Here is a 22,923-nt window from a genome sequence, read left to right on the forward strand (position 1 = left end):
AGCTGAAGCGGAAAGCGAGCAAGCGGAGGAGGGCGGGCGCGCATTCGTCCGGCGCCCGCGGCGCGTTTAGTCGCGCAATTCGTCTTCGTCGTCGCCTGCGTGATGATGTTGCTGCGCGAGATTCGGCACGCGCCGCACGAGAAGAACGTGAATCTGCCGGGCGTCGCCGCGCAGGATCTCGAACACGAAATCGTCGATGCGCACCTTCTCGCCGCGATGCGGCACGCGCCCGAAGCGATGCGTGACGAGACCGCCGATGGTGTCGACTTCGTCGTCGGAGAAATCGGTGCCGAATTCCTCGTTGAACTGTTCGATGCCCGTCAGCGCGCGCACGCGATACTTGCCGTCCGGCGTGGCGATGATGTTGCCGGCTTCCTCGTCGAAGTCGTATTCGTCCTCGATGTCGCCGACGATCTGCTCCAGCACGTCCTCGATCGTGATGAGACCAGCGACGCCGCCGTATTCATCGACGACGATCGCGATGTGATTGCGGTTCACGCGGAAGTCGTGCAGCAGCACGTTCAGGCGCTTCGATTCCGGGATGAAGACGGCGGGGCGCAACATGCCGCGCACGTCGAATTCCTCTTCGGCGTAGTAACGCAGCAGGTCTTTCGCGAGCAGCACGCCGATGACGTTGTCGCGATTGCCTTCGTACACGGGATAGCGCGAGTGTGCTTTTTCCAGCACGAAGGGCATGAATTCAGCGGGCGTTTCCGCGATGCTGACGGCGTCCATCTGGGCGCGCGGCACCATGATGTCGCGCGCGCAGAGATCGGACACCTGGAAGACGCCTTCGATCATGGAGAGCGAATCCGCGTCGAGCAGATTGCGCGCGTGCGCGTCCTGGAGGACTTCGAGAAGTTCGTCGCGCGATTCGGGCTCGTGCGAGATGAAATCGGTCAGGCGTTCGAGAAGCGAGCGCTTTTCCGGCGGTTTGTCGGAATGGCGTCGACTGGGATAGGGTTCGTTCATAGCGGAGCGCCCGGGAGTTCCCGGGCGCGGGTTAGCGGAGAGTTAAGCATACACCAAGGAAAAATGCGGGCTGCGTGGCGCGGCGCGCATGTTTCGGCTGGTGAGAGAAGGGCCGGTCCGGACACGATGGGTGCTGTCACATGAAAGCGCTGACGTCGGTGCCGAAGCGTTCGGCCAACGCCTTCGCGACGCTCTTGCTGATCGCGCGGCGGCCGGCGAGGATGTCGCTGATCACGGTCGGCGAAGCGATATCGGCGAGGTCCTTCTGCTTCAGTTCGTGCGCGTCCAGCAGATAGCGCAATACGTCCTTCGGCTCGGCCTTCGGCAGATCCGGATGATGCGATTCCCAAACCTCGATGAGATCCGTGACGACGCCGAACAGGTCAGCGAGCGGACCTTCCTCACCTTCGAGGTGATCAGCCAGTTCATCGGCGAGCGCGACCATCTTGCGATAGTCCTCGTCGTTGCGAATCGGCTTGAGGAAGATCTGTTCCTGTAGCGCGGACCATGTCTTCGCGAATTCGGGAGCGCCTCCCGATGAGCTACGAGCTTTCATTTACGTCGGTTTGCTTCGGTCCATTGATCGTACTGTTTGTGCGTCAACACATGGCGGACGAACAACATCTGCCGATTGAAGTGAATAGCGGCGATCACGCGAAAATTGTTGCCGCCCACATCGAACACGTAGTACTGCGGCGGAACATAGTCGACCGTGTTGAAGGTTTTCCGCAAACCGGTCAAATCATCCGCCTGGCATTTGACGGCCAATCTATACCACGCAAGGAGAGAACTCGACGCGGCAGGATGCTTGGCAATGAATTCCGTGAGCACTTTCCTTGAAATCACCCGCATCCTGCCTTCCCTTCTCGACAGATCGCGCTTCGGTCATCGCATGCACCTCGAATCGGATCTACTTTATTCGCAAAACGCGAAGTTCGCAATATGCGAAGTCCGCGTGTCCTCTGAAATTGCCTTGAAGCGAAACCTTAGCGGAAATATATGCGAGAAGTATGTCCAGCCTTCGACCGTTGGCCGAGCGGCCGATGCGCCGCAAGAAAGTCATACGGATACGAAAAGCACACCCGTCATTTGTTGCCCTGCGCCTGACACCGCCTCAACAGCGCCTCCAGCGCCCGGTCCGGCATGCCGCTTTCGCGCAGCGCCTCGACCGTCCGGCTGACGTAATCGAGCGTCGTGCCATAGCGCCCGCTCGCGCAGCCGAGCACGGTGCGCACGATCGGATCGGCGAGCTTGCCGGTATAGGACGTCGCCTCGCGGCGCATCACGAACGCGAGCGCGTCGACGCGCCGGCCGTCGGCGAGCGTACACGGCAGCCACGCCGGCCGGTACGACGCCATCGCCATTTCGCGCCGCCACAGCACCTGAAGATGCTCGATCGCATCGGCGCCCGCGAGCCGGAACGCCATGCCGGTGCACGAGCCGCCGCGATCGAGCGCGAGCACGAGGCCCGGTTGCTCCGGCGTGCCGCGATTCACACGCGACCACAGATACAGCCCGCGATGGTAGCCGTGCACCTTGCCGCGCACGGCTTCGAGCGTCGGCAGACCCGGGTTCCAGATCAGCGAGCCGTAACCGAAGAGCCACAGATCCGACTTGCGATCCCAATGTACCAGCGCCGCTTCCCGAGACGCGGCCAGTTCCTCGTCCGTCAGAAGCGCGGATTCGCCGAGCGCGGGCGGATAGTCCGGGCAGGGCGCGGGCGCAAGGTCGGATCGAGGCGAGGCGGGTTGCGTGGATTCGGGCGTCTTGTCGTTCACGGCGCTTTCAACACATCGAGGACATCGGACCGGGTTCAGGTCAAAGGCACGTAAGGATCGGAAAATCCCAGAGACTGCATGATATCCGTCTCGATCGATTCCATCTCCTGCGCTTCGCTGTCGACTTCGTGGTCGTAGCCCTGCGCATGCAGCGCGCCGTGGACGATCAGATGCGCGTAGTGCGCGGCAAGCGGCTTGCCCTGTTCGGCCGCCTCGCGCTCGACGACCGGGCAGCACAGGATCAGGTCGCCCGCGACGGGATCGTCCTCCGATTCCGCATAGGCGAAGGTCAGCACGTTGGTCGCGTAGTCCTTCTGCCGATACGTCCGGTTGAGCATCCGGCCTTCGTTCTCGTCGACGAAGCGCACGGTCAGCTCCGCGTCCGCGAAGAGCGATGCCTTGATCCAGCGCACGACCGTCGCGCGCGGCAGAATCGCCTTGTGCGACGGATACGCCTTCGCGGCGGGAAACTGCATCGTGAGCGTGAGACGGGGCTTCATTCCGGCTTTTGCGATTGCTGAGCGACGCGCGCGGCTTCGGCGATCGCGGCGTCTTTCTGCGACTGCGCGTCGTAAGCCTCGACGATGCGCGCGACGAGCGGATGCCGCACCACATCCGCCGACGTGAAGTGCGTGATCGCGATGCCGCGCACTTCCGACAGCACATGCTGCGCCTCGATCAGCCCGCTCTTGTGGCCGCGCGGCAAATCGACCTGCGTCGTGTCGCCGGTGACGACCGCCTTCGAGCCGAAGCCGATGCGCGTGAGGAACATCTTCATCTGTTCGGGCGTGGTGTTCTGCGCCTCGTCGAGAATGATGAACGCGTGATTAAGCGTGCGGCCGCGCATGTACGCGAGCGGCGCGATTTCGATCATCTGGCGCTCGAACATCTTCGCAGTCTTGTCGAAGCCGAGCAGATCGTAGAGCGCGTCATACAGCGGGCGCAGATACGGATCGACTTTCTGCGCGAGATCGCCGGGCAAAAAGCCGAGCCTCTCGCCCGCTTCGACGGCCGGGCGCGTCAGCACGATGCGCTTCACCTGATCGCGTTCGAGCGCATCGACCGCGCATGCGACCGCGAGATAGGTCTTGCCCGTGCCCGCCGGCCCGATGCCGAAGGTCACGTCGTGCGCGATGATCTGCTTCAGATAGTCGCGCTGCGCGGGCGTGCGTCCGCGCAGATCGGCGCGGCGCGTGTAGAGCTTCGGCCCGTGGTCTTCGTCTTCGCCGAGATCGATCGTCGCGCTCGGTTCATCGAACGGATGATCGGGATCGCCACGAAAGCGCGGATCGGCTTCGCCTTCTTCGCCGTTGGCTTCGCGCGCGTCTTTCGCGCGGCGCGTCGCATGGCTGGCTTCGACGAGCGCGAGCTGAATGTCGTCCACGGAAATCGGATCGCGCGCGCGGTTGTAGAAATTTTCGAGCGCCGCGAGCGCGACCTTCGCGCCACGGCCACGAATCGAAATCTTGTGGCCGCGCCGCGAGAGCGTCACGTCGAGCGCCTGCTCGATTTGCCGCAGGTTCTCGTCGAGCGGGCCGCAGAGATTGGCGAGCCGCGCGTTGTCTTCGCGCGGTGCGGTGAATTCCAGATGCTGCGTAGGAGCGTTCTTCAAAGTGAACTTGAGTCCTGTCTTTAGTGCGTCAGCTCGGGCGCCATCACCAGTTCGCCGCGCAGCGAGTGCGGATACGCTTGCACGATCTTCACGTCGATCATCTGGCCGGTCAGCCGCGCGTGCGATTCCACCGGCGCGGGGAAATTGACGACGCGGTTGTTCTGCGTGCGGCCGGCAAGCTCGTTCGGGTCCTTGCGCGCCGGGCGCTCGACCAGAATGCGCTCGACGCGGCCGACCATCGACGCGCTGATGCGCTGCACGTTTTCCTCGATCGTCGCCTGCAAGTGTTGCAGACGTTTGAGCTTGACCTCGCGCGGCGTGTCGTCGTGCAGGTTCGCGGCCGGCGTGCCGGGGCGCGGGCTGTAGATGAACGAGAAGCTCGTGTCGTAGCTCATCTCGTCGACGAGCGTCATCATCCGGTTGAAATCGTCCTCGGTTTCGCCGGGGAAGCCGACGATGAAGTCCGTCGACAGCGAAAGATCAGGGCGAATCGCGCGCAGCTTGCGGATGACCGACTTGTATTCGAGCACGGTATAGCCGCGCTTCATCGCCATCAGGATGCGGTCCGAGCCGTGCTGCACCGGCAGATGCAGATGCGAGACGAGCTTCGGCACTTTCGCGTAGGTGTCGATGAGGCGCTGCGTGAATTCCTTCGGATGCGAAGTCGTATAGCGGATACGCTCGATGCCCGGCACCTCCGCGACATATTCGATGAGCGTCGCGAAATCCGCGATCTCGCTCGAACCGGATGTCAGCGCACCCCGATACGCGTTCACGTTCTGGCCGAGCAGCGTGACTTCGCGCACGCCCTGATCGGCGAGGCCGGCGATTTCGGTGAGCACGTCGTCGAGCGGGCGCGAAACTTCGTCGCCGCGCGTGTACGGCACGACGCAATAGCTGCAGTACTTCGAGCAGCCTTCCATGATCGACACGAACGCGCTCGGGCCGTCGACGCGCGCCGGCGGCAGGTGATCGAACTTCTCGATTTCCGGGAACGTGATGTCGACTTGCGCGCGGCCCGTGGCGCGGCGCTGGTCGATCATCGCGGGCAGGCGATGCAGCGTCTGCGGACCGAACACGAGATCGACATACGGCGCGCGCGCGACGATCGACGCGCCTTCCTGACTCGCGACGCAACCACCGACGCCGATCAGCAGATTCGGGTTCGCCTCCTTCAGCTCGCGCACGCGGCCGAGATCAGAGAAGACTTTCTCCTGGGCCTTTTCGCGCACCGAACAGGTGTTGAACAGAATGACGTCCGCGTCTTCGGGCGTGTCCGTCTTGACGAGTCCTTCCGCCGCGCCGAGTACGTCGACCATCTTGTCGGAGTCGTACTCGTTCATCTGGCAGCCGAAGGTCTTTACATAAACTTTCTTGGTCATGAGTGTCGCCGGTCGCAGTGGTTAACCTGGGGGCGCTCGTAAAAGAGATTGAGGGCGAGTTGCGGTTTTGGGCGGACTTCTACAGTGATCTGACCGCTTTTTGCTTTAATTTAGCCCGATATTATAGCGCCGACGACCATTCCTGACGCTGGCTGGCCCGGTCGGGCGGATAGGCGAGATCGCCGAGCAGTTCGGCGGTGGTTGTTTCGAAGCGCTCGACCAGAAAGTCCAGCAGCACGCGCACGCGCGGCGCCATGTAGCGGTTCGCATGAAAGAGCGCGTGGACCGCGGCTTCGTGCGTGCACCAGTCGGGCAGCACCATCTGCAAGGTGCCGGCGCGCACGTCGGCGGCGATATCCCAGATCGATTTATGCGCGATGCCGTGGCCCGCGAGCGCCCACGCGCGGGTGAGCGCGCCGTCGTTGGATTCCCATGAATCGGCGACGGGAATCGTAAACGTGTGACGTTCATCGCCACGCACGAAATCCAGTTTGTTGAGCGGCCCGGATGACGTAACGTGCACGACAAAGTCGTGCGTCGTGAGATCTGCTGGCGTCCGTGGCACGCCCTTTCTCGCGAGATATTCCGGCGATGCGCAAAGCACCCGCCGATTCGGCGCCAGCACGCGCGCGGCGAGTCCGCTATCGGGCGGCGCGCCGAAGCGAATTGCCAGATCGATTTCTTCCTGCATCAGATTCGACACCGAATCGGATAGCGTGAGCGCGAACTTCAACTCCGGATGCACCGTGACGAATTCGTCCAGCCAGCCGCGCAGCAGGTAGCGCCCGAAATCCGACGTCGCGGAAATCCGCACCTTGCCGCGCACGACGTTCTGGCCCGCCTGCAGCGCGGCTTCGGCGTCGTCGATCGCCTGGAGCGCGATGCGGCAGTGCTGCAAGTAAATGCGGCCCTCGTCCGTCACACGCAACTGGCGCGTCGTGCGCTCGAAGAGCCGCGTGTGCAGCGCCTTTTCCAGCTTGATGAGCCGCGCGCTCGCCGCCGCCGGCGACAGCCCGAGCTTGCGCCCGGCCGCCGACAGGCTGCCCGCTGCCGCCGCTTCGACAAAAAGGCGCATGTCGCCGAGCCGATCCATCGTCATTTTCAATTCAGGTTTGAGAATGATTCAAAGACTAGCCCAATTCTCAAAAGATCGCTGAACTCGCAGAATGCCGACACATCGCAATTTCAAGCGGTTCACGGAGTTCACGTCATGCAACTCGACCACGTCACGATCGTCGCGCCCGACTGCGAAGCGTTCATGCGCTTTTTCGTCGATATCGCCGGGATGCGGGGCGGGCCGCGGCCGCCCTTCGGCGTCGGCGGTTACTGGCTGTATCTCGGCGCGCGGCCGGCGGTGCACCTGATCGCGTCGGGCGCGGTTGGGACGGCATCGGCCGAGCGGCCGGGCGCGACGCGCATCGACCATCTGGCGCTGCGCGTCGACGACGAGGCGCAGTGGCGCGCGTTGCTCGAACGTCTCGACTGCCGCGGCTACGCGTACCAGCTCGCCGAGGTGCCGCTCGCCCGCGAGCGTCAGCTATTCGTGCGGCTGAGCGCGGGTGTCGTCGTCGAATTCGTGACCGCTCAATCCTGATCTGGAGTCACCATGCCTCTCCCACTTCTCGCGCTGGCGATCAGCGCCTTCGCCATCGGCACGACGGAGTTCGTCATCATGGGCCTGTTGCCCAACGTCGCGCATGATCTTTCCGTATCGATTCCGTCGGCGGGCCTGCTCGTCACCGGTTACGCGCTCGGCGTCGCGGTCGGCGCGCCGCTGCTAGCCGTGCTGACGAGCAAGCTGCCGCGCAAGCTCGCGCTGCAATTGCTGATGCTCGTTTTCATCGTCGGCAATGTGCTGTGCGCGGTCGCGCCGGGCTACGGCCTTTTGATGGTCGCGCGCGTCGTCACGTCGTTCGCGCACGGCTCGTTCTTCGGCATCGGCGCGGTCGTGGCTGCGTCGCTCGTGCCGGCGGAAAAGCGCGCGAGCGCCATCGCGCTGATGTTCACCGGACTCACGCTCGCGAACGTGCTGGGCGTGCCGTTCGGGACCTTCATCGGCCAGGAACTGGGCTGGCGCGCGACGTTCTGGATCGTCGCCGGTCTCGGCGTGCTTTCCGCGCTCGGCGTGACGGCGCTCGTGCCAAATCTCCACGATGCCGCGCCGAGCGGTCTCGGCCGGGAAGTGCGCGTGCTGCGCGACCCGCACGTCTGGCTCGCGCTGACGACGACGGTGCTCGGTTTCGGCGGCGTGTTCGTCGTGTTTACGTATATCGCGCCGATTCTCGAACAGGTCGGCGGTTTCTCGCCGCGCGGCGTCACGCTGGTTCTGGTGCTGTTCGGCGTCGGTCTGACGATCGGCAATACGATCGGCGGCAGGCTCGCCGACCGCGCGCTGATGCCGTCGCTGATGGGCATTCTGTTCGCGCTCGCCATCGTCATGGCGGTATTTGCGGAGACGAGCCACAGCCAGATCGGCGCGATCGTCACGATCTTCGTGTGGGGCATCGCGGCGTTCGCGACGGTGCCGCCGTTGCAGACGCGCGTCGTCGAGAAGGCGAAGGACGCGCCGAATCTCGCGTCGACGCTGAATATCGGCGCATTCAACATGGGGAACGCGGGCGGCGCGTGGCTCGGCGGCGCGGTGCTGACGCACGGTTACGGACTCGATACGCTGCCGTGGGCCGCCGCCGTGGTCGCGCTCGCAGCGCTCGCCGTGACGTGGTTCGCCGCACGGCTGGATGCACCGCGCGTTACATCGGAAGTAAACGCGGCCGATGCTTGCTGAACGCTTATCATGTTGGCTCAACGTAATTCGAGCCAACATGATCGATCATCTCATCTGCGATTGCGACGGCGTACTCGTCGACAGCGAAGTCATCGCGGATCGCGTGATGCTGGACGTGCTTACCGAGACGTTTCCCGGCATCGACTTCAAACCGGCCGTCAAGACGGCTTTCGGGCAGCAGACCTCGCGCTTTCTCGGCCATCTGGAAACGAAGTTCGGCATCGTGATGCCGCCGGATTTCGTCGATACGATCGAGGCGCGTGTCTTGGTGGAACTCGCACGCTCGGTCGGACCGATCGCCGGCGTGCGGGCCGCGCTGGAGGGCTGCGGCCTGCCGGTCGCGGTGGTGTCGAACAGCCGGATGGAGCGCGTGCGCGCGTCGGTGCGGCGCGCGGGGCTGAATGAGATCGTCGGCGCGCGCGTGTTCAGCGCGCAGCAAGTGGAGCGGCCAAAACCTTATCCGGATGTCTATCTGCTCGCGGCGCGCACGCTGGAAATCGATCCGGCGCGCTGCCTCGTCGTGGAGGACAGCGTCGCCGGACTGACGGCGGCGCGCGCGGCAGGCATGAAGACCATCGCGTTCGTCGGCGCGAGCCATATTCCGTCCGGCTACGCGCAAGTGCTGCGCGAAACCGGCATCACGCGAATCATGGAGCACATGGACGAACTGCCTGCGCTCGTCGCGGCGGGCAAGCGTGGCGAGTTCGGCGACTTGTTGTCCTGAAACGCGCGCCCTGGCTCAGGCCACTTCCTCGGCGGTCTCGCGCGACGCCGCGAGCGCCGCGCGGAATTCGACCAACTCCGCGATGGTCAGCATCGGCAGACCGTGTTCTTTCGCGAAACGCTCGACCTGCGCGCCGCGCGTCATCGTGCCGTCGGCGTTCATCAGTTCGCACAGTACGCCAGCGGGCTTGAGACCGGCGAGGATCGCCAGATCGACTGTGCCTTCCGTGTGACCGCGCCGCGCGAGCACGCCGCCCGGCATCGCGCGCAGCGGGAACACGTGGCCCGGCCGCACGATATCGCCCGGCTTTGCGTGATCGGCGATGGCCGCGCGGATCGTCGTCACCCGATCGGCCGCCGACACGCCCGTGGTCACGCCTTCGCGCGCCTCGATCGACACCGTGAACGCGGTGCCGTAGCGGCTGCCGTTCGCGGCGGCCATCGGCGGAAGTTCGAGCGCGCGCACTTTTGCGTCGGGCAGGCACAGGCAGACGATGCCGCTGCATTCGCGGATCAGAAGCGCCATCGTCGCGTCGGTGAGCTTTTCGGCGGCGACGATCAGATCGGCTTCGTTTTCGCGATCGTCGTCGTCCTGAAGAACGACGGGACGGCCTGCGCGCATGGCGTCGAGCGCGGCGGCAATGCGCGGCGGAACGTCGAAGGAAGCGAGCTGGGGGAGGTCGGCAGAGGCGTCGTCAGCGATGACGGCGGGTGCGGCGAACGACAGGCTGTTGTGAGTTTGAGTCTGGGACATGTGAAACGCTCTCGCGGAACAATTGGGCGAAAAACGTTTCAGGGCATTGCAAACAGACAGAACGGCACCCCGCGGCGACGCGCCGGCCAGGCGCGGCGTCGTCCGGTTCGGCGCGATGCGTGAATCGCCGGGGGAACGGACTTGACTATCTGCACATCTTCTCTCATCCGGACTATGACCGTCGGCTCTGGCATCTCACCAGATCTGCTGACCCCGCGCGTGATGCGGCGCGGGCGCTCGCGGGCTCGAGGTTCGGCCGCGAGGCCTCGCCACTTACCGCCGGTGGGGAATTGCACCCCGCCCTGAAGACGTACTGAATGCCGCCAAGCCGAACAGGCTCGACAGCTTTTTCAGGATACCGCACGTGCGAAATTTTTGCACTGCCGCATGGATCATCGTTCCGGAAAACGACATGCGCAACGACCGCGCTAGCTGTCCGCCCAGGCTTTCGTGGCATTGACCGCGCGCCGCCATCCGGCGAGAGACGTGGCGATTTCCTGTTGTGGCATCGATGGTGTAAAGCGCCGTTCCAGTTGCCATTGCGCCTTGAGTTCGTCGACGTCCTTCCAGTAGCCGACCGCGAGCCCCGCCAGATAAGCCGCGCCGAGCGCCGTGGTTTCCGCGATGCGCGGGCGCGCCACGCCGACGCCCAGCAGATCCGCCTGAAACTGCATCAGCAGATCGTTCGCGCAGGCGCCGCCATCGACGCGCAATTCGCCGATACGCATGCCCGAGTCCGCTTCCATTGCCTTCAGCACATCGAGCGACTGATACGCGATCGCGTCGAGCGCCGCCCGCGCAATATGGCTCGACGTCGTGCCGCGCGTCACGCCGAAGAGCGTGCCGCGTGCGCGCGCATTCCAGTGCGGGGCGCCGAGACCGGCGAAAGCGGGCACGAGATACACGCCATCGCTATGCGGCACGTTGCGCGCGAGCGCCTCGACTTCGCTTGCGTGGCGGATGAGGCCGAGCCCGTCGCGCAGCCATTGCACGACCGCGCCCGCGATGAAAATGCTGCCTTCGAGGGCATAGTCGACCCGATCGCCGATCTGCCATGCGATCGTGGTGACGAGGTTGTTGCGCGACTCGATCGGCTTCTCGCCCGTGTTCATGACGAGAAAGCAGCCGGTGCCGTAGGTGTTTTTCACCATGCCCGAGTCCGTGCACATCTGCCCGAAAAGCGCGGCATGCTGATCGCCGGCAAGCGATGCGAGCGGCACGTCTGATGCGAACACCGTGCCCTGCGTCGTGCCGTAGACCTCGGACGATGTGCGTACTTCGGGCAGCATGCTGCGCGGAATGTCGAGCGCGTCGAGCAGTTCGTCGTCCCAGCGGCGCGCGTGGATGTCGAAGAGCATGGTGCGCGACGCGTTCGTGATATCGGTGATATGCGTGCCATGCCGCGTGAAATTCCACACGAGCCAGCTATCGACGGTGCCGAACGCGAGTCGGCCTTGCTTCGCCTTGTCGCGCGCGCCCTCGACGTTATCGAGAATCCAGCGGATTTTCGTTGCGGAGAAATAGGCGTCGATGGGCAGGCCGGTCTTTGCGCGCACCATCGATTCGAGTCCGCGCGACTTGAGTTCGTCGCACAGCGCGGCCGTACGCCGGTCCTGCCAGACGATCGCGTTATAGACCGGTTTGCCGGTTTCGCGGTCCCACACGATGGTGGTTTCGCGCTGATTCGTGATGCCGATCGCCGCGATCGACGAAGCGCTCGCGCCCGCGCGCGTGACGGCTTCCGCGGCGACGCCCGCCTGCGTCGACCAGATTTCCTGTGGATCGTGCTCGACCCAGCCCGCTTCCGGATAGATCTGCTGGAATTCCTTCTGCGCCACGGACACGATATTGCCGTTTCTGTCGAACAGCATGGCGCGCGAGCTGGTAGTGCCCTGGTCGAGCGCGAGAACGTACTGATCCTGCATGGTCTCCTCCGGTTTGAGCGGTCCGTGTGCGAAATCTATCGGAGCGAGACCGCGCGGACAACCTGGCCGAACGGCATAGGCCGCGCGACATGCGTTGCCGTGCGTGCAAAATGCCTATGCCATTCGGCCAGGTGGCGTCACCGTTGCGTTCGTCCGATACTGGCGAGACCCAATCGAATGAACGGTGAGTGCGATGCGAATGCTGTTGATTTCAGGCGTGCTGGGAACGGCGCTTCTGGCGGGCTGCGTGGGAACGCCGAGCCTCGGCGATTCGACGGGCGCGTCTTCGTTCAGTGCGCTGCAGGAAATGTGCGGAGCGCCGGCGGCCGATTACGGCGCTGACGCGCAATCCGTCTATTCGACCTTCTTCGACGCCTACGTCGCCCAGCGTCGGGGCGGGCTGTCGAAAGAGCGCTACTGCGCGTTCCAGGCGGCGATTGCGGAGCGGTATCGCGCGTATCGGGCGAATCCCGGCCCCGAGGCGCAGAGCGCGTGGGCGAACTTCTTTCTGGATCAGCGCGCGCAGGCGCTCAGTTGGCGGGCAGCAGTCGACCCGACGCTGCGCGCCGGATGAAGCGATCTGAGATTTGAAACCGGAGAGATGAAACGGACGCGGTCCCCGACCGCGTCGTGAGTCCTGCCGCGCGTGCTATGAGTAACGCTTGAAAGCCTTGACTGTGGAATCGCCGGTGGCGGTGAGGCGCCATTGCTGACGTCCCGAAGCGAGATTTTCGAGTTGAACGAGCTGGCGTTCGAGCAAGGCGTCGAGTTCCTCGCGTTCCATATCGACTTGATTAGGTGCTTCCTGAACCAGTAGCAGCGTGGCAAATTCGTGCGGACTCAGCATTGTGTTCTCCATGACGACCGAACGGCATAAGCAGCCGGCTTTGTAAGCCGGATCTTTTTGCTTCGAAACGTTGTACGGGGAAACTGGGAAACCGCCGGGCAAACGCAAAGCTTGTGTACCGCGATTGCCGGGAATTGGGATTGTAGGCAAGCGTCTGACAAGTGCCAAATCCCAAAACGAAAATTTTGGCTTTGACTTTTTTCGTGAGCGGAGGCGGTCCCCGATTCACGCAAATTTGAAGAATCCACTTGAGGTTCGTGCGGCGGCGCACACAAACGCAAGGCGATGCGATGCTCGCGGCCTGATCGAATGCTCGACACATTCATGCGTTCGTCTCATTAATTTATACGATAAATGAATTTGTTTTAAATTAAGCGCGCAATGCAATATTCTCTTTTGCTCGGACGGCTTTCGACATCGCCCGCGCCGTTCTGCCCTGGTATCACGGAACTTATTCAATGACTCGCTTCAACTGGCAAAACCCGTATCCCACGCCGCGCCTGCCGGTGTTCGCCCGCAATATCGTATCGACGTCCCATCCGCTTGCCGCGCAGGCCGGGCTGCGCATGCTCTGGAAGGGCGGCAATGCCGTCGATGCTGCCATCGCTGCGGCGGCCGCCATCACCGTGGTCGAGCCGGTATCGTGCGGTCTGGGTGGCGATGCCTTCGCGCTGGTCTGGGACGGCAAGAAGCTGCACGGACTGAATGCGTCGGGCGTGTCGCCGGCGGCGTGGAACGTCGACTATTTCCGGCGCAAATATGGCGAGGAGAACGGGCTCGCGCGTCAGCCCAAGCGCGGCTGGGACGCCGTGACCGTGCCGGGCGTCATCGCCGGATGGGAAGCCTTGCACGCGAAGTTCGGTTCGCTGCCGTTCGCGGACCTGATGGAACCCGCGATCGAGATCGCCGAGCGCGGTCACGCGGTGGCGAGCATCGTCGCGTACAAGTGGGCGGCGGCGGTGCCCGAACTCAAGGATCAGCCCGGTTTCGCGGACGTCTTCATGCCGCGCGGCCGCGCGCCCGAGGTGAGCGAACTCGTGCGCTTTCCTGGTCACGCGAAGACCTTGCGCCTGCTCGCGCAGCACGGTCCGCGCGCGTATTACGAAGGCGAGATCGCCGAACGCATCGCGTCGTTTGCGCGCGAAGGCGGCGCGGCGCTGACGATGAACGACTTGCGCAACTATCGCGCGGACTGGGTCGAGCCGATCAGCAAGGACTATCGCGGACACACGGTGCACGAGATTCCGCCGAACGGGCAGGGCATTGCCGCGCTGATCGCGCTCGGCATTCTCGACAAGTTCGATGTCAGCACGCTCGCCGTCGATGGCATCGAGTCGCAGCATTTGCAGATCGAGGCGATGAAGCTCGCGTTCGCCGACGTCTACCGCTACGTCGCCGATCCGCGCTCGATGGAGGTGACGCCCGAGCAGATGCTGGACGACGCGTACCTGACGGAGCGCGCGAAGCTCATCGACCCGAAGAAGGCCACGCAATTCGACTTCGGCATGCCGAAGGCGGGCGGCACCATCTATATGTCGGTGGCCGACGAGCGCGGCATGATGGTGAGCTTCATTCAGTCGAATTACATGGGCTTCGGCTCGGGCGTGGTCGTGCCGGACACGGGCATCGCGCTGCAGAACCGCGGCTGCGGTTTCTCGATGGATCCGAAATCCGCGAACGTCGTGGAAGGCGGCAAGCGCCCGTTCCATACGATCATCCCCGCGTTTCTCACGCAGGACATCGATGGCAAGCGCGAAGCGGTGATGAGCTTCGGCGTGATGGGCGGTGACATGCAGCCGCAAGGCCATCTGCAATCCGTCGTGCGCATGCTCGACTACGGCCAGCAGCCGCAGGCCGCGTGCGATGCGCCGCGCTGGAAGGTCAACCGCGACTTCACCATCGATATCGAAGCCACGCTCGATCCCGAAACCGCGCGTGCGCTCGAAGGCCTCGGTCACACGATCAAGTCCGTCGACGATCCTTACATGGACTTCGGCTCGGGCCAGTACATCTGGAAGCTCGACCGCAACGATCCCGAACGTGGTTATGTCGCGGCGAGCGACAGCCGGCGCGACGGTCTGGCCGCCGGGTTCTAAAACGACCATCGGAGACCGCGTCGTGCGACCGGTCTCCATCCAACATGACAAAGCGTCGATTCGCTGCTTCCAGGCACGCGAAGGGAAACGCGCATGCCCGCGTCGGGCGAAGAGAAAGGGGACATCATGAATGAACAGGCGTATCGGGCGCCGAATGCTCAAGTCGCTGCGACCGAAACGTCCGCGCCAAGAGCGGCGCCATCGAAGGCGATGATCCGCCGCATCGTGTTTTCGTCGTCGATCGGCAACGCGCTCGAGTGGTTCGACTTTCTCGTCTACGGCTATTTCGCGACCGTGATCGCGAAGGCGTTCTTTCCGTCGCAGGACGAGTGGCTGTCGACGATGCTGGCCATCGGCACGTTCGGCATCTCGTTCCTGATGCGTCCGCTCGGCGCGATCGTGCTCGGCATTTACGGCGACCGCAAAGGGCGCAAGGCCGCGCTCACGCTCGCCATTCTGCTGATGATGGTCGGCACGCTCACCATGGCGGTGATGCCGTCGTACGCGCACATCGGCGTGGCGGCGCCGCTTCTGATCCTGCTGGCGCGGCTCGTGCAAGGCTTTGCAGTGGGCGGCGAGTTCGGCAGCGCGACGGCGTTCATGGTCGAGCACAGCGAGGCGCGGCGAGGCTATTACGCAAGCTGGCAGTTCGCGAGTCAGGGGCTGGCCGCGATCATGGCCGCGGCCTTCGGCTCAGTGCTGACCGCCTGGCTGCCGCCGCCGCAGCTCGAAAGCTGGGGCTGGCGCATTCCGTTCGTCTTCGGACTGCTGGTCGGACCGGTGGGTTACTACATCCGCTCGCATCTGGACGAAACACCCGAATTTCTCGCGACGCGCGCCGAAAAGAAGGTGGGCGCGCCAGGCGTCTCGTTCTCGAATCAATGGCTGAACCTGTTGCTGGCCGTCGGCATCGTGGCGCAATCGACGGTCGGCGTGTACGTCCTGCAACTCTATATGCCGATGTATGCCGTCAAGCAGCTTCATCTTCCCGCGACGGCTTCGTTCGCCGTCGTGGTGCTCAATGGCGGACTTCAGTTCATTTTCTCGCCGTTGATGGGCGCGCTCTCCGACCGGCTCGGACGTATCCGCATCATGCTTGGCACGTCGATCTTCATGGGCGTCACGATTTATCCGATGTTCGCGTGGCTGCAGACGCACCCGACCATCGCTTCGCTCGTCATGCTGCAATCGGTCGCGGGCATTCTCAAGGCAGCGTACTCCGGTCCGATGCCCGCGCTGATGTCCGAAATCTTCCCGACGTGCGTGCGCTCGACCGGCCTCTCGATCGGCTACGCGCTCGGCGTCACGCTGTTCGGCGGTTTCGCGCCGACGATCGTCGAGGCGTTCATCCACGTCACCGGCGACAAGCTCGCGCCGAGTTACTACGTGTTGCTGGCGGCGGTGCTGTCGGGTCTGTCGCTGGCGATTGTCGCGTGGCGTATGCGCGCGGGGCGGCGCGCGATCTGACGGGTCAGGTGTTCTCTCTGCATATTCAGGCTTCAGGCACGAACTTCAGCGCGTGTGGCACGTTTCATGCTGCAACGCACCACTGGCCGCTCATATCGAGACTCGTAAGAATTTGGTGCAGACGGAACCGGCGCGCCGCGCCGGAGTCTGTCCCCATGTCTGCAAACTCGTTGCAGGGCGGCTAAGATTGAAAATCATGCCGCTAAACAATTGAAGTCAGAACGCCGGGACCGAACCGTTCGCGGCGTCGCCTGAACCTCGGCCTTCCCTGTTGGCCGATGGCGCGTTCAGTTCAGCCTGGGAGCGCGATATATGCACACCGACAGTACCCATGTGATGCCCTGGCGCATCGAAGACATCGATCTCACGCGGATCGATCGCCATAAGGCGGCATCTAATGAGCATCTTCTCTTGTTGTTGTGCGCCTGCTCGTTCATCGAGAGCGGCACGGATCTCTATACCAGCAATCTCAGCAAGTATTTTCATGACGACCCCGAGATTTCGGCGTGGCTCAATAACGAGTGGGAGCCCGAAGAGATGCAGCATGGCAGGGCGCTCAAGACTTACATCCATCACGTGTGGCCCGAGTTCGACTGGGACACGGCGTTCAAAAACTTCTTCGCCGAATATTCGCTGACCTGCTCGTATGAGGAATTCGAGAAGAAGCGTGCGCTCGAGATGGTGGCGCGCTGTGTCGTCGAGACGGGAACGGCCACGCTTTATCGCGCGATCAATGATTGTTCGGATGAGCCGGTGCTGAAGGAAATCACCGACAACATTCGCACGGACGAAGTGCGCCACTACAAGCATTTTTTCCACTTTTTCAAGAAGTGGAACAAGATCGAGGGCAATGGCCGCATGGCTGTGCTCGGCGCGCTCGTGCGGCGCGTGATGGAACTCAAGAGCGAGGATTCGGAGATCGCGCTGCGGCACGTCTTCGCCATTCGTTATCCCGAGCGTGCGCAGGATGCGGAGTACAACCGCGAACTGTCTGCGCGCGTGAATGCGCTCGTGCGGCGCAATCTGTCGGCGGATCAGGCCATCAAGATGCTGCTCAAGCCGCTCGATCTGCCCGCGCGCATCCAGCCGGGCGTGCACTATCCGCTCTCCAAGATGACGCAGTTGTTCTTCCGTTGAAACCTACCTCACGATGCCGGCCCTAAGCCGGCATTTTGTTATGACCGATACCAACGCGCCGCAGCCGTCCCTGTCCTCGCAATCCGTCTTCGACGAATGGCCGCCCGAGTTGCGCGCGCTGTTCGACGGCACGCTCGCCGTCGCCGATGCCGGTTTCACCGCATCGCTGTGCGCAGCCGATCACGCTCATCGCGTGCGAACCGCGCTGCTGAGCGCGGGCGAACTGCTCGCGCCCGACGCGCGCACGCTCGCGTTCGGATTGTGGCCATCGTCGCGAACCGCGCAGGCAGTCGCCGCGACGGGACGCGCGACGCTCGCCTTCGTTTTCGACGAAGCGTTCTATCAGGTGCATCTCGATGTGCGCCGCGTGCCGGTCGATGACGTGCCGCTCGCGTGCTTCGTCGGCACGATCGAGAGTGGGGAAGTGCAGCGGGTGGGATATGCGCGACTCACGAGCGGAATCGCGTTCGAACTGACCGAAGCGCAATCGGCGCTTGCGCGCTGGCGCGAGCAACTCGAATGGCTGAAGCGGGCGGCGAGCGCCGCCGCCTGAAGCATCGGTGCGACACGTTGGAGCGTCGCACCGGGAAATCTACGCCTTAGCGACTGCGCGTGCCCGAACGCTGGGCGTCGCGCCGGCCGCCGAGGAGCGCGCCGGGATTGCCGCCTGTCGGCTTGCGCGAATTCGCGGCATGGTTCGTCGGCGCGGATTCCGCACGTCGCGGTGCCGGGCTCGCGCTCGGCTTGCTTGCGTTGCGCGCATCGCGTGAGGGTTGAGCGCCGGCTTTGCCGCCATTGCCACCGTTCGATGGCCGCGCGCCACGCGCTTCGCCGTTCGGGCGGCCGCCTTCGCGGCGCGGTTCGCCATTCGCACGCGCTTCGCCATTGCGCGGCGCCTGACGCCCCTGACCTTGCCCCTGTCCCTGACCGCGCCCTTGACTGCGACGCTGGATCGGCTCCGGCTTCGCGTTCGGGTCGGGCTCGAAGCCGGGGATCACTTCGCTCGGAATCGGCCGCTTGATGAGGCGCTCGATGTCCTTCAGCAGTTGATGCTCGTCGACGCACACCAGCGACACCGCTTCGCCTTCCGCGCCCGCGCGCCCCGTGCGGCCGATGCGGTGCACATAGTCTTCCGGCACGTTCGGCAGATCGAAGTTGACGACGTGCGGCAATTGATCGATGTCGATGCCGCGCGCCGCGATATCGGTCGCGACCAGCACCTGCAGCGTCTGATCCTTGAACTCGGCCAGCGCGCGCGTGCGGGCCGACTGGCTCTTGTTGCCGTGAATCGCGAGCGCGCTGATGCCATCCTTGCCGAGCTGTTCGGCGAGGCGGTTTGCGCCGTGCTTCGTGCGCGTGAAGACGAGCACCTGGAACCAGTTGTTGCCGCGGATCAGATGCGTGAGCAACTCGCGCTTGCGATCGCGATCGACCGGATGGATCTTCTGGTCGACCTTCTCGGCCGTGGTATTGCGCCGCGCGACTTCGATGAGCGCGGGCGAGTCGAGCAGGCTGTCGGCGAGCGCCTTGATCTCGTCGGAAAACGTGGCCGAGAACAGCAGGTTCTGACGCTTCGCCGGCAGGCGCGCGAGCACGCGCTTGATGTCGTGGATAAAGCCCATGTCGAGCATGCGATCGGCTTCGTCGAGCACGAGAATTTCGAGCTGCGAAACGTCGATCGTCTTTTGCTGCATGTGATCGAGCAAACGCCCCGGCGTCGCGACGACGATATCGACGCCACGGCGCAGCGCGTCGATCTGCGGATTGATGCCGACGCCGCCGAACATCACCGTCGACTTGAGCTTCAGGTATTTGCCGTACGCGCGCACGCTTTCCTCGACCTGCGCGGCGAGTTCGCGCGTGGGCGTGAGGATCAGCGCGCGAACCGGGCGCTTGGCGCCCGCGGCGGCGGGAGCGAGTTGCGACAGGCGTTGCAGGATCGGCAGCGTGAAGCCGGCGGTCTTGCCCGTGCCGGTCTGCGCGCCCGCGAGCAGGTCGCCGCCTTTCAGGACGGCGGGAATCGCCTGGAGCTGAATCGGAGTGGGGCTGGAATAGCCGAGTTCGTTGACCGCGCGAAGCAGGGGTTCGGACAGACCAAGTGAATCAAAAGACATAAATTGGATGCTTATCGTTATAGCGAGCGGCGCGCGTGCGAATCAGGGCTGCGGCGAAGCAGAGCTCGGCCGGCCGCGCGCATACGCGACGCTCGGAAATAAATCGGGCGGCGGGCCATTCGGCGATCAGCGATCGCCGGGCGTTGCCGCAAGGTTCGACGTGCTATCAAGACACGTCATCTGACGCTAAGTTGCATCGAAGGACACTTCGACGCGGCGGCGCCCGTTTCAGCAGGCCTCACGCGACATAGCGCGCGACGCTCACGAACTGGCACAGGCTGCCTGCGAGCACGAACAGATGCCAGATTCCGTGTCCGTGCCGGATGCGCTCGTCGTTGATGAAAAAGTAAATGCCGGCGCTGTAAATCACGCCGCCCGCCACCAGCCATGCGGTTCCCGCGGCTGGCAGCGCCGTCACGAGCGGATGAACGGCTACGAGCGCGAGCCATCCCATCAGCACGTACAGCACCATCGACACACTGCGGGTTCGACGCCCGAGCGTGAGTTCCTGCGTGATGCCGAGCGCCGCGAGCCCCCAGCTCACGCCGAAGAGCGACCAGCCCCAGGGGCCACGCAAGGTCACCAGTGTATACGGCGTGTAGCTGCCGGCTATCAACAAGTAGATGGCCGAGTGATCGCACTTCTGCAGTATCGCTTTCAGGCGCGGCGTGCGCGCCCAGTGATACAGCGTGGAGATGATGTAGAGCGCGCTGAGCATTGCGCCGTACACCGCGAAGCTGACGACCTTGTAGGCGTCGCCGTCGAGCGCGCCCATCGTGACGAGCGTCGCGAGCCCCGCCACCGACAGCAGCGCGCCGATCAGATGGCTGATGCTGTTGAAACGCTCACCTGCGTGCATGAATCCATTCCGCCAAAAGACAAGGGGCGCGGCCCCCAACTACGTAGGCTGCGCCCCAAATGCGTATTGTACGCTCTATTGGCGGATGGTCGCCGCGGACCTCAATCGAGCGGCGCCGAGCGCAGGTTGCTCACCTGCTGCGGCGACACCGGCGTGCCGTGGTTACCCCACGACATACGGATGTAGGTCACGACCGCCGCGACTTCCGTATCCGACAGCGACTGCGCGAAAGGCGGCATGCCGTGCGGCATCGGATTGCCTTCCGTGCTCGGCGGATAGCCGCCGTTCAACGTCATGCGGATCGGGTTGACGGCCGACGGCATCTGGATCGACTGGTTGTTGGCGAGCGGCGGATAAGCCGGCGGCTTGCCAAGACCATTTTCCTGATGGCACTTCGCGCAGTTTTCGGTGTAGACCTTCTTGCCCAGCGTGAGCAGCTCGCCGCCGAACTTGTCGGACGTCTCCAGCTGCATGACTTCCGGCGCTTCCTTCTTCTGCGGGATCGACTTGAGATAGGTCGAAATCGCGTTGATGTCCGCGTCGGTCATGTACTGCAGGCTGTTGTGGACCACTTCGGCCATCGGGCCGAACACCGCGCCGCGCTGCGACACGCCGGTCTTCAGCAGGTCGTTGATGTCCTTCAGGTCCCAGTCGCCGAGGCCGGCTTCCTTGTTCGACGTGAGCGACGGCGCATACCAGTTCTGCAGCGGGATCAGGCCGCCGGCGAAGGCCGCCGAGTTGACCGGACCGCCCATCGCGTTGATCGACGTGTGGCACATGCCGCAGTGGCCAAGGCCTTCGACCAGATACGCGCCGCGGTTCCATTCGACCGATTTGGTCGGATCCGGCTTGTACTCGCCTTCCGAGAAGAACAGCGTGCGCCAGCCGATCAGCAGGTTGCGGTTGTTGAACGGGAAGCGCAGTTCATGCGGACGGCTCGGTTCCGAAACCGGCGCGACCGAGCGCAGATACGCGTAGATCGCGTCGGAGTCGGCGCGCGTGACCTTCGTGTAGCTCGTGAACGGGAAGCCCGGATACAGCAGCGAACCGTCCTTCGAACGGCCGGTGTGCATCGCGCGATAGAAGTCGTCGGAGGTCCACTTGCCGATGCCGTATTGATCGTCCGGCGTGATGTTCGGCGTGAACATGGTGCCGAACGGCGTGGCCATCGGCAGGCCGCCTGCGAACTCCTTGCCGCCGCGCACCGTGTGGCACGCGATACAGTCGCCGGCGCGCGCGAGGTATTCACCTTGTTTGACGAGGGCGGCTTTGTCAGCCGGCGTCGCCGCGATGGCGCCGCCCGAATGCAGATTGTCGCCGCCCGACCAGAGGACGGCGCCGGCTGCGACGGCTGCCACCACGACAGCCGAGGAAAGTGCGAACAGGGACTTGCGTTTCATTATGTTGTCGCTCCAGACGCCTTATTGCAGTTCGCTGCCGCACTTGAGCGGCATCTTCAACGAGCCAGCAGGCGCGGGCACCGGATTGGCGGGTGCTTGTTGCGTGGACAGCCAGGCGGCGACGGCGGTCACGTCGTCATCCGTCAGGCGCGAGGCGATCTGCTGCATGCAATCGGGCGCTTTCGCGTGACGCGTGCCCGACTTCCATGCGCCGACTTGCGCGCTGATGTAGTCCGAATGCAGGCCGACGAGACCCGGAATGGCCGGCTGCATGCCGGTCAGACCCTTGCCGTGGCAGGCCGCGCACGCGGGAATGTTCTTCGACGTATCGCCGTTCAGCACGATCTGCTGGCCGCGCGCGAGCGTCGTGGCCGACACGTTCGACTTGGCGGGCGGCGGATACGGCGGACGCTGGTTCGAGAAGTACGTCGCGATCTGATGAAGGTAATCGTCCGAGAGATACGTGACGAGGTAGTTCATCGGCGGGTACTTGCGCCGGCCTTCGCGGAAATTCTGGAGCTGGTTGTACAGATAGTCGGCAGGCTTGCCGGCAAGACGCGGGAAGTAGTCGTTGTCCGTGCCTTCACCATGAACGCCGTGGCACGCCGTGCAGCCCTGCACGCGCGCGGCCATCGTGTCCGGTGCGATCGGCTGGTTCTGCGCCTGCGCGGCGGAGCTGAAAACGCCAGCGCTGCCTACCAGAGCCGAGGCAAAAGCCATAGCGAGCAGCGGACGAAAAATGCGTCTTGAAAACACGCGACACTCCATGAAATTCGGGGACCTGCCGAGCTTCGTGCGGCTCGGTGCGAAGGTGGCGAACCACGGCCACGCAGGGGGCGGTGGGTGGCGGACCACGGCCACAGCGGCTCGACGAGCCTCTGATGCGACGCGGCATTCTATCATCGATGCATGATGATGACTATTTGACACAATCTCGCTCTAAGTCCCACTGCAGCGCATTCGCGACAATTTGCCGCGCGTCTATTGACCATCCGCGACGAACTTCTCACGCGCGTTCGCTTCATTGCCTTTCGACAAAGATTCGACTCGACGTGAAGCGCCTGCGCCGTTC

23 protein-coding genes and 1 riboswitch are annotated in these 22,923 nt (G+C 63.8%); of the genes, 8 read left to right on the forward strand and 15 right to left on the reverse strand.

What is annotated here, in order from left to right; all coding sequences use genetic code 11:
• Nucleotides 1-66 precede the first annotated feature (66 nt).
• From AWB80_RS01395 to AWB80_RS01430, 8 genes are all read right to left on the reverse strand, one after another.
• On the reverse strand, nt 67-972 hold the full coding sequence (locus AWB80_RS01395) for an HlyC/CorC family transporter (RefSeq protein WP_061172843.1): 906 nt from the start codon (nt 970-972) through the stop codon (nt 67-69).
• Nucleotides 973-1,108: 136 nt separating this feature from the next.
• Complete coding sequence (locus AWB80_RS01400; protein WP_061172844.1) at nt 1,109-1,528, reverse strand: helix-turn-helix domain-containing protein; 420 nt, start codon at nt 1,526-1,528, stop codon at nt 1,109-1,111.
• On the reverse strand, nt 1,525-1,824 hold the full coding sequence (locus AWB80_RS01405) for a type II toxin-antitoxin system HigB family toxin (protein ID WP_061172845.1): 300 nt from the start codon (nt 1,822-1,824) through the stop codon (nt 1,525-1,527). Before AWB80_RS01405 ends, AWB80_RS01400 begins: the two co-directional genes overlap by 4 nt.
• Nucleotides 1,825-2,057: 233 nt before the next feature.
• Nucleotides 2,058-2,750, reverse strand: a complete 693-nt coding sequence (locus AWB80_RS01410) for a gamma-glutamylcyclotransferase (protein ID WP_061172846.1) — start codon at nt 2,748-2,750, stop codon at nt 2,058-2,060.
• A 35-nt stretch (nt 2,751-2,785) separates the two neighbouring features.
• Nucleotides 2,786-3,250, reverse strand: a complete 465-nt coding sequence (gene ybeY, locus AWB80_RS01415) for an rRNA maturation RNase YbeY (RefSeq protein ID WP_061172847.1) — start codon at nt 3,248-3,250, stop codon at nt 2,786-2,788.
• Nucleotides 3,247-4,362 carry a PhoH family protein gene (locus tag AWB80_RS01420; protein ID WP_061172848.1) on the reverse strand — a complete coding sequence of 372 codons (1,116 nt, stop codon included), beginning with the start codon at nt 4,360-4,362 and terminating at the stop codon, nt 3,247-3,249. The genes ybeY and AWB80_RS01420 overlap by 4 nt, the downstream gene beginning before the upstream one ends.
• A 20-nt stretch (nt 4,363-4,382) precedes the next feature.
• On the reverse strand, nt 4,383-5,744 hold the full coding sequence (gene miaB, locus AWB80_RS01425) for a tRNA (N6-isopentenyl adenosine(37)-C2)-methylthiotransferase MiaB (protein ID WP_061172849.1): 1,362 nt from the start codon (nt 5,742-5,744) through the stop codon (nt 4,383-4,385).
• A 121-nt stretch (nt 5,745-5,865) separates the two neighbouring features.
• Complete coding sequence (locus AWB80_RS01430; protein WP_208635594.1) at nt 5,866-6,837, reverse strand: LysR family transcriptional regulator; 972 nt, start codon at nt 6,835-6,837, stop codon at nt 5,866-5,868.
• 117 nt (nt 6,838-6,954) lie between these two features.
• On the opposite strand from AWB80_RS01430, the gene AWB80_RS01435 reads away from it, so the two are divergent.
• From AWB80_RS01435 to AWB80_RS01445, 3 genes are read left to right on the forward strand one after another with little or no spacing between them, the layout of a single operon-like run.
• The gene (locus AWB80_RS01435; RefSeq protein ID WP_061172851.1) at nt 6,955-7,338 is read left to right on the forward strand and encodes a VOC family protein; all 384 of its coding nucleotides are present in this window, start codon (nt 6,955-6,957) and stop codon (nt 7,336-7,338) included.
• Nucleotides 7,339-7,350: 12 nt separating this feature from the next.
• Nucleotides 7,351-8,529, forward strand: a complete 1,179-nt coding sequence (locus AWB80_RS01440) for an MFS transporter (RefSeq protein WP_061172852.1) — start codon at nt 7,351-7,353, stop codon at nt 8,527-8,529.
• Between the two features lie 37 nt (nt 8,530-8,566).
• The gene (locus tag AWB80_RS01445) at nt 8,567-9,253 is read left to right on the forward strand and encodes an HAD family hydrolase (RefSeq protein ID WP_061172853.1); all 687 of its coding nucleotides are present in this window, start codon (nt 8,567-8,569) and stop codon (nt 9,251-9,253) included.
• Between the two features lie 15 nt (nt 9,254-9,268).
• Here the strand turns inward: AWB80_RS01445 and ribB are convergent, their stop codons facing one another.
• Both ribB and glpK read right to left on the reverse strand, forming a co-directional pair.
• Nucleotides 9,269-10,006, reverse strand: coding sequence for a 3,4-dihydroxy-2-butanone-4-phosphate synthase (gene ribB / locus AWB80_RS01450; RefSeq protein ID WP_087130882.1), 738 nt, complete (start codon nt 10,004-10,006; stop codon nt 9,269-9,271).
• Between the two features lie 151 nt (nt 10,007-10,157).
• Nucleotides 10,158-10,320, reverse strand: a riboswitch (FMN riboswitch).
• Between the two features lie 114 nt (nt 10,321-10,434).
• Nucleotides 10,435-11,931 (reverse strand): glycerol kinase GlpK, encoded by a 1,497-nt coding sequence (gene glpK / locus AWB80_RS01455; protein ID WP_061172854.1) that lies wholly within the window; start codon nt 11,929-11,931, stop codon nt 10,435-10,437.
• A gap of 193 nt (nt 11,932-12,124) precedes the next feature.
• On the opposite strand from glpK, the gene AWB80_RS01460 reads away from it, so the two are divergent.
• Nucleotides 12,125-12,505: a hypothetical protein gene (locus AWB80_RS01460; protein WP_061172855.1), complete on the forward strand. Its 381-nt coding sequence runs from the start codon at nt 12,125-12,127 to the stop codon at nt 12,503-12,505.
• 75 nt (nt 12,506-12,580) lie between these two features.
• On the opposite strand, the gene AWB80_RS01465 is transcribed toward AWB80_RS01460, so the two are convergent.
• Complete coding sequence (locus AWB80_RS01465) at nt 12,581-12,778, reverse strand: hypothetical protein (RefSeq protein WP_008351420.1); 198 nt, start codon at nt 12,776-12,778, stop codon at nt 12,581-12,583.
• A gap of 458 nt (nt 12,779-13,236) precedes the next feature.
• Between AWB80_RS01465 and ggt the strand changes: the two genes are divergently transcribed.
• The 4 genes from ggt (at nt 13,237) to AWB80_RS01485 (ending at nt 18,031) form a co-directional block, all read left to right on the forward strand.
• The gene (ggt, locus tag AWB80_RS01470; protein WP_061172856.1) at nt 13,237-14,874 is read left to right on the forward strand and encodes a gamma-glutamyltransferase; all 1,638 of its coding nucleotides are present in this window, start codon (nt 13,237-13,239) and stop codon (nt 14,872-14,874) included.
• Nucleotides 14,875-15,000: 126 nt separating this feature from the next.
• On the forward strand, nt 15,001-16,341 hold the full coding sequence (locus AWB80_RS01475; protein WP_061173084.1) for an MFS transporter: 1,341 nt from the start codon (nt 15,001-15,003) through the stop codon (nt 16,339-16,341).
• Nucleotides 16,342-16,653: 312 nt separating this feature from the next.
• On the forward strand, nt 16,654-17,478 hold the full coding sequence (locus AWB80_RS01480) for a ferritin-like domain-containing protein (protein WP_061172857.1): 825 nt from the start codon (nt 16,654-16,656) through the stop codon (nt 17,476-17,478).
• A 40-nt stretch (nt 17,479-17,518) separates the two neighbouring features.
• The gene (locus tag AWB80_RS01485) at nt 17,519-18,031 is read left to right on the forward strand and encodes a hypothetical protein (RefSeq protein WP_061172858.1); all 513 of its coding nucleotides are present in this window, start codon (nt 17,519-17,521) and stop codon (nt 18,029-18,031) included.
• Between the two features lie 46 nt (nt 18,032-18,077).
• Here the strand turns inward: AWB80_RS01485 and AWB80_RS01490 are convergent, their stop codons facing one another.
• From AWB80_RS01490 to AWB80_RS01505, 4 genes are all read right to left on the reverse strand, one after another.
• The gene (locus AWB80_RS01490; protein ID WP_061172859.1) at nt 18,078-19,592 is read right to left on the reverse strand and encodes a DEAD/DEAH box helicase; all 1,515 of its coding nucleotides are present in this window, start codon (nt 19,590-19,592) and stop codon (nt 18,078-18,080) included.
• A gap of 238 nt (nt 19,593-19,830) precedes the next feature.
• Nucleotides 19,831-20,451 (reverse strand): PAQR family membrane homeostasis protein TrhA, encoded by a 621-nt coding sequence (gene trhA, locus AWB80_RS01495; protein ID WP_061172860.1) that lies wholly within the window; start codon nt 20,449-20,451, stop codon nt 19,831-19,833.
• A gap of 101 nt (nt 20,452-20,552) precedes the next feature.
• Nucleotides 20,553-21,851, reverse strand: a complete 1,299-nt coding sequence (locus AWB80_RS01500) for a c-type cytochrome (RefSeq protein ID WP_061172861.1) — start codon at nt 21,849-21,851, stop codon at nt 20,553-20,555.
• A 21-nt stretch (nt 21,852-21,872) separates the two neighbouring features.
• Nucleotides 21,873-22,619, reverse strand: coding sequence for a c-type cytochrome (locus AWB80_RS01505; protein ID WP_061172862.1), 747 nt, complete (start codon nt 22,617-22,619; stop codon nt 21,873-21,875).
• Between the last annotated feature and the right edge of the window lie 304 nt (nt 22,620-22,923).

It is taken from the genome of Caballeronia pedi (assembly GCF_001544915.2).
Lineage (GTDB): Bacteria > Pseudomonadota > Gammaproteobacteria > Burkholderiales > Burkholderiaceae > Caballeronia > Caballeronia pedi.